The sequence below is a fragment of the Staphylococcus simulans genome, assembly GCF_003043455.1.
In the GTDB taxonomy this organism is placed as follows: Bacteria; Bacillota; Bacilli; order Staphylococcales; family Staphylococcaceae; genus Staphylococcus; species Staphylococcus simulans_A.
This window is the reverse complement of record NZ_PZGG01000060.1, coordinates 1-13541: the sequence shown is the minus strand read 5'-3', so window position 1 is coordinate 13541 and position 13541 is coordinate 1. Positions and strand designations below refer to the sequence as shown.

Below are 13541 nucleotides of genomic sequence, written 5' to 3'. Positions count from 1 at the left end.
GTACATACTTGGACTATTTTTTATTATTTCATGTTTTTCTTCTCTAGAAATACAATAATTTGTCATTCTTTATACTTCTAAAAAAATAAAATCCCTTATCAACAACACTCTATGTGCGTGATAAGGGAATTAAATGGTTGAATGTTCATTCAACTCATACTCTATTTATTATTTTTTACGTGATAATTGTTTAGCTGGATCTCCCCAACATTCAATACCAAATAAGTTAATTTCCAAATTCTCTGGTTTAAAGATCGGTTTCTTACCTGCTTTACGTTGGTCATGGTAATCTTTCATCACGGCCAATGCAATGTTAGACAAGGCAATGATCGAAATAATGTTGACGATTGCCATTAAGCCCATGAAAACATCCGCAGTACTCCATACTGTTTCTGTTTTCACTACTGCACCAAAGAAGACTAATAATACAACTAAACATCTGAAAATAAATAATACCGTTTTGTTGTATGATAAGAATTCAATATTTGATTGACCATAATAATAGTTACCGATAACAGATGAGAACGCAAACAGTGTAATAGCGACAGATAAGAAAATACCGCCTGCACTACCTAAATGTTCGTTCAATGCTGATTGTGTAACTGCTACACCTTGAGGTGCACCTTCACCAAACTGTAAGCCGCCATATAATAAAATGACAATCGCTGTAGCTGTACATACTAAAATCGTATCGAAGAATACACCTAATGATTGAAGTAAACCTTGTTTTACTGGATGAGGGACAGCTGCTGTAGCTGCTGCGTTCGGCGCAGAACCCATACCGGCTTCGTTTGAGAATAAACCACGTTTAATCCCTTGTAACACTGCTGCACCGACTGCACCGCCAGTCGCTTGTTCAATCCCAAATGCACTCTTGAAGATTGTTAAAATCATAGGGATAATTTGGTCGTAGTTCATCACTAAGATGACTAATACCACACCAATATAAATAATCGCCATAATCGGAACGATATAAGAAGACAATGTTGCGATACTTCTTACGCCACCGAAAATGATAATTCCAGTTAATACCGCTAAGATAATACCAGTTACCACAGGACTGATATGATATTGTGTTTTCAATGATTCTGCAATCGTGTTAGCTTGTACTGTATTAAATACAAAGGCGAATGTAATGGTAATTAAAATCGCAAATACGACACCTAACCATTTTTGGTTCAAACCTTTTGTCATATAGTACGCTGGGCCCCCACGGAAACCGCCTGCTTTATCAGGTACTTTATATACTTGAGCTAAAACAGATTCCACAAAAGCACTGGCTGCACCGATAGATGCGATGACCCACATCCAAAAGACTGCACCTGGACCACCTAATACAATCGCAGTCGCAACACCAGCAATATTACCCGTACCGACACGAGACCCTGCACTGATTGCGAAAGCTTGGAATGGTGAAATCCCTTTTTCACCGCTATCTAATGTTTGCGGTTTTTCTACTAATGCTCTAAACATTTCTCCAAATGACGTAAACTGTATAAACCTGGAGCTGATTGTAAAGAAGAGTCCTGCAGTCAGCAGTAAACCGATTAAGTATTGTGACCAAATCAAGTCATTCCCCACTTCAACAAATGCTTTAAACCAACCAGGTACTAAACTATCAAAATCTTTCACATTTATTACCTCATATTCTGTTAAATATTTATGTATTTCTGATACATAACAATGGAATATATCGTCTACTTTCTTCAATATACACCGCTTAAATAAAAAAAATACCAAGAGGCAGAATTCTCAAAGAATATACTGCCACTTGTTATTTCATTTGATTTACTCTATATTTTATCATCTTAGCAATTATCTGACTATATTTTTTTGCAAAACCTTATCCTTCACAAAGAAAAGCTGTTCAAATAAAAAGGGATATACGCCTTTTTTGAACAGCTTTAATTAATGAGATTTATGCTTCAGGTTCACTCATGTCAGATACAGTCAACGCTTCAACGTCACCGAATGTATCTACATCAACCACAAATGAGCCATTTGTATATTGTTCTGTTAAATGAACATCTCCGACTGTACCTGTGAAAGTATCCTTCTTAGAATATAACGTATACGTCGCAGCTGGATTTTCAATCACATCCGCTCCTACAATACGATGCGGTTTACTTTTCAGCTCTTTCAACAGTTTAATACCGCGTTGTGCACGTTTAGCTTCCGCAAGAACTTGATAACCGATTCGTTTGACTGCACCTCTTTGTGTTGCCATTAAAATCGTGTTGTCTGGTTGTACGACTTGTGTCATCACAACATAATCATCATCTTTAAGATTAATTGATTTTACTCCTGCTGCACGTAAACCAGTACTTGATAATTCATCAGAACTATAAGTTAATGACATACCTGTATGCGTAATCACTGTAAGCAATTGCGGTGCTTCAATGCGCATCACATTAATTACTACATCATCTTCTTTTAATTTCATCGCAATAAGCGGTTTATTGAAACGTGTTGTCTTGAATAGACCTAACTCACTTTTCTTAATCATACCGTTCTTCGTTGCCATTAAGTAATCCGCTTCTTGTTTGAAATCTGGTTCAGTAAAGACATCAATGACACGTTCATCATTTTCTATCGGTACCAATTGTGAAATATGTTGACCGAGATCTTTCCACTTGATATCTGATAGTTTATGCACCGGTAAGTAGAGATAACGGCCTTTGTCTGTAAAGACTAATGCGATATGTTGCGTATTCGTTTCTACATAACGTAATAAACTGTCGCCTTCTTTTAATCCGACTTCTTCTACTTTATTCGCATTAAAGCTGCGAATAGAAGTACGTTTGATGTAGCCATCTTTAGATAAACTTAAAATTGTTTCCTCACTTGGCACAATCACTTCTTTAGAAATCTTAATTTCAGAAATCTCTGCTTCAATACGAGATAAACGTTCTGATTTGAAACGTTTACGAATCTCTTTCAATTCATCTTTGATCACGTTTAATAAAGCATCGTGGTTATCTAAGATATGACGTAAACCTTTAATTTGTTCTTCTAATTCTTTATGTTCAGCTTCAAGCGCCACAATATCCGTATTTGTTAAACGATATAATTGCAACGTCACAATCGCTTCTGCTTGTTCTTCAGTAAAGTCAAACTCAGCCACTAAATTATCTTTCGCATCGCGTTTATTTTTAGAACCGCGGATAATCGCAATTACTTCATCTAAAACGGATAAAGCTTTCATTAAACCTTCAACAATATGCATACGTTTTTCCGCATGGAATAAATCATAACGCGTACGTTTCGTCACAACTTCAATTTGGTGATTCAAGTAACTATCAATAATTTGACGAATTCCCATTTGTTTAGGGCGTCCTTCACTGATTGCGACCATATTGAAGTTATAAGAGATTTGTAAATCTGTGTTTTTGTATAAGAAGTTTAAAATTGCTTCGCTGTTCACATCTTTTTTCAATTCAATCGCGATACGTAATCCAGTACGGTCTGTTTCATCACGTACTTCGACAATACCATCTACTTTTTTATCTGCACGCAGTTCATCAATCTTTTTCACTAACGCACTTTTATTTACTTCATATGGAATCTCTGACACGACTAATTCTTGTCTGCCGTTACGCAATGTTTCAGTATCCACCATAGAACGAACTACAATACGGCCTTTACCTGTTTCATATGCTTTTTTAATACCGTCCACACCTTGGATAATACCGCCAGTAGGAAAGTCTGGGCCTTTAATATGTTTCATCAGCTGGTTCACAGTAATATCTGGATTATCGATGAATTTTAATGTCCCATTAATAACTTCCCCTAAGTTGTGCGGTGGAATATCTGTCGCATAACCTGCAGAAATCCCTGTTGACCCGTTGACTAATAGGTTCGGGAAACGTGCTGGTAAAACCATGGGTTCTGTAGTTGTATCATCATAGTTTGGTACGAATGAAACCGTTTCTTTATTAATATCGCGTAATAATTCTTCTGAGAGTTGACTTAGTTTTGCTTCAGTATAACGCATCGCAGCTGGCGGATCGTTATCGATACTCCCGTTATTCCCGTGCATTTCAATTAAGACATGACGTAATTTCCAATCTTGACTCAAGCGTACCATCGCATCATAAACTGAAGAATCACCATGAGGATGATATTGTCCGATAACGTCACCGACAGTTTTGGCACTCTTACGGAAATTTTTATCAAAGGTATTACCGCTTGAATACATCGCATATAAGATACGGCGCTGTACCGGTTTCAAACCATCTCTGACATCTGGGAGGGCACGTTCTTGGATGATGTATTTACTGTAGCGGCCGAAGCGGTCGCCTATGACATCTTCTAACGAAAGGTCTTGGATGATTTCGCTCAATTTACTTCCTCCTCATCGTATGCATCTTGATCTAAAATTTCAATTTCATCATTATCTAGAATACTTTGATCTTCTTGCATACCAAATTCTACATGTTTTTCAATCCAATCACGACGTGGCGCAACTTTGTCACCCATTAATGTTGTGACACGTTTTGATGAACGCACTTCATCTTCTACATTGACACGAATCAACGTGCGCGTTTCTGGGTTCATAGTAGTTTCCCACAACTGGTCAGGATTCATTTCACCTAAACCTTTATAACGTTGTAAACTGAAACCTTTACCTAATTGCTTTTGAAGTTTCTCTAACTCGTCATCTGTCCATGCATATTCTACTTTCTTCGCTTTGCCTTTTCCTTTTTCTAATTTATAAAGCGGAGGCAAGGCAATAAAGACACGACCTGCTTGTACAAGCGGCTTCATGTATTTAAAGAAGAACGTTAATAATAAGACTTGGATATGTGCACCGTCAGTATCGGCATCGGTCATAATAATCACACGGTTATAGTTGCTGTCTTCTAATTTGAATTCAGTTCCTACTCCCGCACCGATAGTATGAATAATCGTGTTAATTTCTTCGTTTTTGAAAATATCTTCTAGACGGGCTTTCTCAGTATTAATAACTTTACCGCGTAATGGTAAAATTGCTTGATACTTACGATCTCGACCGAGTTTAGCTGAACCGCCTGCAGAGTCACCTTCGACTAGGTACAGTTCTTTTTTCTCCGTATTTTTACTTTGCGCTGGTGTTAACTTACCAGATAACAACGTATCTTTACGCTTGTTCTTTTTGCCAGAACGTGCATCTTCACGTGCTTTACGCGCAGCTTCTCTGGCTTGTTGTGCTTTCACTGCTTTTTTGACTAGCGATTTTGATAATTGTCCTTTTTCTTCTAAATAGAATGGTAGTTTCTCAGCAACCACACTATCAACAGCACTTCTCGCTTCTGCCGTACCTAGTTTAGACTTTGTTTGCCCTTCGAATTGCAGTAATTCTTCAGGAATACGTACAGAAATAATAGCTGTTAAGCCTTCACGAATATCATTACCATCTAAATTTTTATCTTTTGCTTTTAATTCACCAATTCGACGTGCATAATCATTGAATACACGTGTCATCGCAGTCTTGAAACCGACTTCATGTGTACCGCCGTCTTTAGTACGTACGTTATTGACAAAGCTTAAGATACTTTCAGAATATTGATCATTATATTGGAAAGCGATATCTACTTCGATACCATTAGCTTCTCCTGAAAATGTCGCTACGTCATGTAAGACTTCTTTACCTTCATTGACATAAGACACAAATTCTTTGATGCCGTCTTCATAATGATATATTTCTTCTCTTTCTTTACCAGAACGTAAGTCTGTTAAAGTGATTTTTAGATTTTTTAACAGGAAGGCTGATTCTTGTAGGCGTTCGCTTAATGTATCAAAATTAAATGATGTTGCTGATTTAAAGATTTCAGGATCCGGTTTAAACGTCACTTTCGTTCCTTTTTTACGTGTCTTTCCTTTTTTCTCTAAACCCGTTGCAGGTAATCCTCCTTTGTTGAAACGCTGTTCATAAATAGAGCCGTCTCTATAAATCTCAACGACTAACCATTCACTTAATGCGTTAACTACAGAAGCACCTACACCATGTAAGCCGCCTGATGTTTTATAGCCGCCTTGGCCGAACTTACCGCCGGCATGCAAGACTGTAAAGATAACTTCTACTGTCGGTTTACCAGATTTATGAATCCCCGTCGGCATCCCACGTCCGTTATCTTCTATCGTGATACTATCATCTTTATTGATAGTCACTTTGATTTCATTACCATAACCGTTCAATACCTCATCTACTGAGTTATCTACGATTTCATATACTAAGTGGTGTAAACCACGTTTATCGGTTGACCCAATATACATTCCTGGTCTTTTGCGGACTGCTTCTAATCCTTCAAGTACTTGAATAGAATCGTCCGAATAGTTTTGTCGTTTATTTGTTGCCAATCGATCCTTCGCCTCCTACAAACGTACGTTCGTTTATAAAACATTACAATAAACATTCTTACTTAAATCAAGGCAAAATGCAAGCCAGAAATTGATTTGAATGTGATAACATTTTACAACATAACGAAAAAAGATTTCATTCGATAAAAGATTTTGTTACTATGAAAATCTAACATTGTCGCTTAAACTATAAATAACGAGAATGTGTCGTAAAAATAACAGAACAGTCCACTTCAAAGTGTTGGAGTATGGTAAAATAACGTTATCGTCAATAAAGGAAGTGTCAAAGTCAATGATGATTGTACTCATGTTGCTGCTCGCCTATTTAGTAGGTTCATTCCCAAGCGGTATCATAATCGGAAAATTATTTTTCAAAAAAGATATAAGACAGTATGGAAGCGGCAATACCGGTGCCACTAACAGTTTTCGTGTATTAGGCCGACCTGCCGGATTTGCTGTAACTTTCTTAGATATATTTAAAGGTTTTATTGTAGTCTTCTTTCCACTATGGTTCCCGGTACATCCGACAGGACCAATCAGTGAATTCTTTACACACGGCATGATTGTCGGTGTATTTGCGATAGTCGGACATGTTTTTCCAATCTTCCTTAAATTCAAAGGCGGAAAAGCTGTCGCAACCAGTGCAGGTGTCGTATTAGGTGTTGCTCCGATTTTACTTTTAATCTTAGCAGCTATCTTCTTTATTACATTAAAACTGACTAAATATGTGTCATTATCAAGTATCGTCGCAGCTATTTGCTGTGTTATCGGATCACTTATTATTCAAGATTATATCTTGTTAAGTGTCAGCATCATAGTCGCTGTCTTATTGATTATCAGACACCGAACAAATATTATAAGAATCTTTAAAGGTGAAGAACCTAAAATTAAATGGATGTAAACCACAAACCGGGACATAATGTGTTCCGGTTTTTTTATAGCTATACAAAATTTCGTCAAATCCGTTCTACTCTTTTTAAATAAATTGAGCATTTGAGGTTAATCATGGTACCATAACGGTTATACTCTTATATATAAATCATTATATGCATCATATTATTTTGGTAATAATGAGAGGAGTTTTACCATGGAATTGAAATTGACAGATAAAGCAATCAACTGGTTCAAAGACGAATTTGAATTACCTGAAGAAGGCAAAGCTATTCATATCTTTGTGCGTTATGGCGGAGAACCTCAAATCAAACAAGGTTTCAGCCCTGCATTTAATATTGATAACCGCAATGATCAACCCATTGAAATTGGATTTGAACAAGACTTTGACGGTGTAGATATCATTATTGCCGAAAAAGATTTATGGTACTTTGAAGATGTAACATTAACTATCGACGTTGATGATAAAGATGAAATTACTTTCAAATTTTAATAGCATCTCTCAACACATATAAAACTGGGGCATTCAGATGTCCCAGTTTTTTTATGCTTATTTACTTATTGAAGACCATCAGTAACTTCAAATTGTTCGCCGGCTTTGTTTCGTTTTTCTACTTCTTGATATACCTCATGCCAATCTGGGAAGTAACGATCTAAACGAATTGGTGTATGCGTATCTTCAGTCATACAAATCAATTCAGTTGAGCCTGTAGTCGCGATTTCTCCTTTTTCATTATAAATTTCATAACGATATAAAGAACGTAAACGTGAATAACGTTCTACCCATGTTTTTACTTTCACTTTTTCAGGATAAGTCACAGGCTTAATAAATTTCACATCTAAGTGCGTGACTGGAGAAATAATGCCGCGTGCTTCCATATCGGCATAATTGAAGCCAAGCTTGCTTATATAGTCTGTACGAGCAACTTCAAACCACGTCGCATAGTTGCCGTGATAAATGAATCCCATTTTATCAGTTTCTTGATATCTTGCTTCTACTTCAGTAATACTGTATATCATTTTTACGCCACACTTTCTATTCTCATTCCATGTTATATGATAGCACAAAATGAAGAGGCTAAGACAGTTTCAAACTATCTTAGCCTCATATCATGTTCTATATGAATAAGGTTGAACCCTTATGCATTAGCTAATTTGTTACGTAATACAAGTTGTAAGATACCGCCATGACGGTAGTAGTCTAATTCAACTTGTGAATCGAAACGTGCGATTACATCGAATTCGATTGTTTCACCATTTTCTTTTTTAGCTGTTACTTTTACTTTGTCATGTGGTTTAACTGATTCATCGATATCTACTGAAATTTCTTCAGTACCATCTAATCCAAGGCTGTCAGCTGAGTCGCCGTCTTGGAATTGAAGCGGTAATACACCCATCATAACTAAGTTAGAACGGTGGATACGTTCGTAGCTTTGTGCAATAACTGTCTTAACGCCTAGTAAGTTTGTACCTTTGGCAGCCCAGTCACGTGAAGAACCCATACCATAGTCGTTGCCTGCTAAGACAACTAATCCAGTACCGTCTTCTTTGTATTTCATAGCTGCATCATAGATCGACATTACTTCACCTGTAGGCCAGTAAGTTGTGAAGCCGCCTTCTGTACCTGGCGCTAATTGGTTTTTGATACGGATGTTTGCGAACGTACCTCTAATCATAACTTCGTGGTTACCACGACGAGAACCGTATGAGTTGAACTCTCTGATTGGTACGCCATTTTCTTGCAAGTATTGACCTGCTGGAGTATCTTTACCGATTGCACCTGCTGGTGAAATGTGGTCAGTTGTTACTGAGTCACCAAATTTACCCATCACACGTAAACCTTTAAGCGGTTCGATTTTGCCTGGTTCTTTTGATAAACCTTCGAAGAATGTAGGGTTTTGGATATAAGTTGAGCTTGGATCGAAATCATATAATGGTTGATCCGTTGTTTCAATTTCATTCCACATTTCATTATTTGTGTATACATCTGAATATTCTTCACGGAATAAGTCAGGTGTAACAGTGCTTTCAACTATATCAGCAACTTCTTTGATTGATGGCCAGATATCATCTAAGTATACATCGTTGCCATCTTTGTCTTGACCGATTGGGTCATTTTGTAAATCGATATCCACAGTACCTGCTAAAGCATATGCCACAACTAATGGTGGTGATGCTAAGTAGTTACCTTTTACTAATGGGTGGATACGACCTTCGAAGTTACGGTTACCTGATAATACAGAAGTAACAAGTAAATCTTCACCTGAAACTGCTTTTTCAATTTCTGGTAATAATGGACCAGAGTTACCGATACAAGTCGTACAACCATAACCTACTAAGTTAAAGCCTAATGCATCTAAGTACTCTTGTAAGCCTGAATCATCTAAATAACCTGTTACTACTTTTGAACCTGGTGCAAGTGAAGTTTTCACGTACTCAGGTACTTTTAAGCCTTTTTCAACTGCTTTTTTCGCAACTAAACCAGCACCTAACATTACATATGGGTTAGATGTGTTTGTACATGAAGTGATCGCTGCAATTGCGATATCACCTGTTGTCATTTTAGCAGTATGACCATCTGCGAATTCGATAGTTGCTTCTTTTTCGAATTCAGACTCATCGAATCCGAAACCTTGGTTGCCTGCTGGTGCAGTTACAGCTTTTTCGAATTCTTGTTTCATGTCACCTAATTTAATTAAGTCTTGTGGACGTTTAGGACCTGATAGAGAAGGTTCTACAGTAGATAAGTCTAATTCAAGCACATCTGTGTATGAAGGATCTTCTTTTTCTACATCGAAGAACATATGGTTTTGTTTCAAGTATTCTTCAACTAGTTCAATTTGTTCTTCAGTACGTCCTGTTAAACGTAAATATTTTAATGATTCTTCATCAACTGGGAAGAAACCACATGTTGCACCATATTCAGGTGCCATGTTAGCGATTGTAGCACGGTCAGCTAATGGCAAGTGTTGAACACCAGGACCATAGAATTCTACGAATTTGCCGACTACGCCTTTTTTACGTAACTCTTCAGTTACACGTAAAGCTAAGTCAGTTGCTGTTGCACCTTGTGGTAATTGGTTTTCTAAACGAACACCGATTACGTCTGGAATTGGGAAGTATGAAGGTTGACCTAACATACCTGCTTCAGCTTCAATACCGCCGACACCCCAACCTAATACGCCAAGACCATTGATCATTGTCGTATGAGAGTCAGTACCGACTAATGTATCTGGGAATGCAACTGTTTCTCCATCAACGTCTCTAGCATGCACAACGTTAGCTAAATACTCTAAGTTAACTTGGTGCACGATACCTGTTGCTGGTGGTACAGCATTGTAGTTATCGAATGCTTTTGTTGCCCAGTTTAAGAATTCGTAACGTTCGAAGTTACGGTGGAATTCTAATTTCATGTTTTGACGTAATGCATCTGGATTCGCGTAGCTGTCTACTTGTACTGAGTGGTCAATAACTAAGTCTACAGGTACTTCCGGGTTAATTTTATTAATATCGCCGCCTACATCATCCATTGCTTTACGTAATGAAGCTAAGTCAACAACTGCTGGTACACCTGTGAAGTCTTGTAAGATAACACGAGATGGTTTGAACGGCACTGCACCTTCAGCACCATTACCGAATTTCGCTAATTCTTTAATATGGTCATCAGTAATTACGAAGCCATCCTCTTGACGTAACACCGATTCCAATAATACTCGAATTGAATATGGCAATTTGTTGATTTTAGTTAAACCTTGTTCTTCTAATGACTGCAAATCGTAAAAAGTATACGTTTTGTCGTTTAAAGTAAACGTTTTCTTTGCTTGCTCTTTTAAGTTAGAAGACATCTAAATCCCCCCTGATTAATATTATGCCTTTACTTAGATTGTATATTGATATGATAGCGAATACAACTGATATTCATTAAAAACCAATTGTTCATTGTTTTTGTTTTATAATCAGTATGTATAAGTATATCTTATCATATCCACTTCGTGTAATAAGTATCTATTATGTATTGAGAATAATTTTCATTTATTTAACTGCTAAATATGAAAAAATGCGCTGCCTTTCAATGCAATGATTGAAAGACAACGCATATAAAAATTCAATTAAGAATCAAGATTTTGTGATTGTTGACGTACTTTACGTTTTTCTAAAATATCTTCTTCATAATCTTGTTGTGAATATTTCACATATTCTTCTAAACGATGCTTGTTAGGCGTCAATGTTAAGCCTAAGAACTTACGTTCACGGTTCGCATCTTTGTAAAAGGCGATCATCATTAATATGATCACAATGGAGAATGGCAAGGCACTGATAATTGCCGCACTTTGCAGTGAGTTCAAGCCAGTATCTCCGCCTGAGAATAACAAGATGAATGCGATTAATGATTGCGCAATACCCCAAGTTACTTTAATGTATGATGCTGGTTCTAATGAACCATATGACGTCTGCATACCTAGCACGAATGTTGCTGAGTCTGCAGAAGTAACGAAGAATGATGCAATCAATAGTAACGCTACAATTGATAATATAATTCCTAGTGGCAAGTGATTAAACACTGCGAATAATTGCGTTTCTGGTGCCATATCAAAGATTTCTTTGTGTTTTTTACCAGTTTCAATACCTAGTACACCAAACACACTGAACCAAATGAAGCTGACTAATGCTGGTACTAATAGCACGCCTGAAACGAATTCACGAATTGAACGTCCTTTAGATACACGTGCAATGAACACACCTACGAATGGACTCCAGCTTAACCACCAGCCCCAATAGTATAGTGTCCAGCCTGACATCCATTCACGTTTTTTCGGATTTAACGCCGCTGTGTCAAAACTGTTAGACAAGAATGTATTCAACAAGCTACCTGTTGAACTAGTTAACATGTCTAAAATTAAAACAGTTGGACCAATAATTAATGCCACAATCATTAAGATTGTGCCTAAACCAATGTTTAAGTTACTTAAATATTGAATCCCTTTACTGATACCAGACCAAGCTGATGCAATAAACAGGATTGTTACAACAACGATAATAATGCCTTGTATCCAAACATTGTTTGGAAGGCCGAATAAGTAATGTAAACCACCATTGATTTGTAACGCACCCATACCTAATGATACTGCCACACCAACAACAGTCGCGAAGACTGCTAGTACGTCAATGATAGTACCAATAGGTCCATCAACTTTATCACCTAAAATAGGTCGTAACGTTTTAGATAATAAACCTGGTTCTCCTTTTCTGAACTGTGCATAAGCAAGTGCTAATGCTACTACACCATAAGTTGCCCATGCATGGAAGCCCCAGTGGAAGAACGTAGAACGTAATGCTTCTGTATAGGCTTGAGCTGTTTCCGGTTTCGCATTAGGCGGTGCCGCAAAATGTCCCATTGGTTCTGCTGCACCATAGAATACTAAACCGATACCCATACCTGCACTGAATAACATCGCAAACCATGAAATCGTATTGAACTCAGGTTTGTCGTTCGGCTTACCTAGTTTCAATTTTCCAATTGGACTGAAGATAAGGAAAACACAGAAGAATACTAGGATTGTAGTTAAGATTAAGTAATACCAACCCAATTTATCGGTAATCCATAGTTTGATTGTATTTGTAACATGATCAAACTGTGATGGGAAGATTGCACCAGCAAGTACTACAATGAGTACAATAATTGAAGCATAAATAAAGACTGGTGAGAGCTTCTTACCTCTTTGAGAAGAATTCATAATCAATTACTCCCTTTCTATATATTTTGTTGTCAATGATATGCAATTGATATTTTATAACAAAATATCATTTTAGTGAAAAACCAAGTATAATCATAACAAAATCAAGTTGTATAGGCAAATTTAGGAAAATTGATTATACAATCGTATATAAATCAATTTTATTAAAAATACATTTAACAATTAACAACTTGATTTCTTTCATTGTAATTATACATTACTTTAACATACCCTCTTACCAGATAAAAAACTAAGAAATTTTAACTTTTTTTAAGCAAACGCTTACTATTAGACAAAAATACAACTGCTAAAAAAATGTATTTTATTACTTAAAACATTAATGTATAATTAACTTTAGAAAAATTAGGAGGACTTACTCGTGTTTAAAGAATTTAAAGAGTTTGCGTTTAAAGGAAATGTATTAGATTTAGCTGTCGCAGTTGTTATGGGAGCTGCATTCAATAAAATTGTCACTTCACTTGTCACTTATATCATTATGCCGTTAATTGGATTAATTTTCGGAACAGTTGATTTTGCGAAAAACTGGTCAATGTTCGGAATCAAATACGGTTTATT

At 36.7% G+C, this 13541-nt stretch carries 9 protein-coding genes; 3 read left to right on the top strand and 6 right to left on the bottom strand.

Annotated features, from left to right (window positions below; all coding sequences use genetic code 11):
• Positions 1-168 precede the first annotated feature (168 nt).
• From BU038_RS10010 to parE, 3 genes are all read right to left on the bottom strand, one after another.
• On the bottom strand, positions 169-1632 hold the full coding sequence (locus BU038_RS10010; RefSeq protein ID WP_107605919.1) for an alanine/glycine:cation symporter family protein: 1464 nt from the start codon (positions 1630-1632) through the stop codon (positions 169-171).
• A gap of 286 nt (positions 1633-1918) precedes the next feature.
• A complete protein-coding gene (gene parC / locus BU038_RS10005; RefSeq protein WP_107605918.1) occupies positions 1919-4342 on the bottom strand; it encodes a DNA topoisomerase IV subunit A in 2424 nt (807 codons plus the stop codon).
• Positions 4339-6339, bottom strand: a complete 2001-nt coding sequence (parE, locus tag BU038_RS10000) for a DNA topoisomerase IV subunit B (protein ID WP_107605917.1) — start codon at positions 6337-6339, stop codon at positions 4339-4341. The genes parC and parE overlap by 4 nt, the downstream gene beginning before the upstream one ends.
• Positions 6340-6631: 292 nt before the next feature.
• On the opposite strand from parE, the gene plsY reads away from it, so the two are divergent.
• Together plsY and BU038_RS09990 are read left to right on the top strand one after the other, a co-directional pair.
• The gene (gene plsY / locus BU038_RS09995) at positions 6632-7240 is read left to right on the top strand and encodes a glycerol-3-phosphate 1-O-acyltransferase PlsY (protein ID WP_107605916.1); all 609 of its coding nucleotides are present in this window, start codon (positions 6632-6634) and stop codon (positions 7238-7240) included.
• Positions 7241-7426: 186 nt separating this feature from the next.
• Entirely contained in the window at positions 7427-7723 is a 297-nt protein-coding gene (locus BU038_RS09990; RefSeq protein WP_107605915.1) for a HesB/YadR/YfhF family protein, read from the top strand.
• Positions 7724-7788: 65 nt separating this feature from the next.
• On the opposite strand, the gene menI is transcribed toward BU038_RS09990, so the two are convergent.
• From menI to BU038_RS09975, 3 genes are all read right to left on the bottom strand, one after another.
• Complete coding sequence (gene menI / locus BU038_RS09985) at positions 7789-8250, bottom strand: 1,4-dihydroxy-2-naphthoyl-CoA hydrolase MenI (protein ID WP_107605914.1); 462 nt, start codon at positions 8248-8250, stop codon at positions 7789-7791.
• Between the two features lie 119 nt (positions 8251-8369).
• A complete protein-coding gene (acnA, locus tag BU038_RS09980) occupies positions 8370-11075 on the bottom strand; it encodes an aconitate hydratase AcnA (protein WP_107605913.1) in 2706 nt (901 codons plus the stop codon).
• A gap of 264 nt (positions 11076-11339) precedes the next feature.
• A complete protein-coding gene (locus tag BU038_RS09975; RefSeq protein ID WP_107605912.1) occupies positions 11340-12965 on the bottom strand; it encodes a glycine betaine uptake BCCT transporter in 1626 nt (541 codons plus the stop codon).
• A 379-nt stretch (positions 12966-13344) separates the two neighbouring features.
• Here BU038_RS09975 and mscL point away from each other — a divergent pair.
• The coding region (gene mscL / locus BU038_RS09970) for a large conductance mechanosensitive channel protein MscL (protein WP_107605911.1) at positions 13345-13541 on the top strand (197 nt) is incomplete at its 3' end.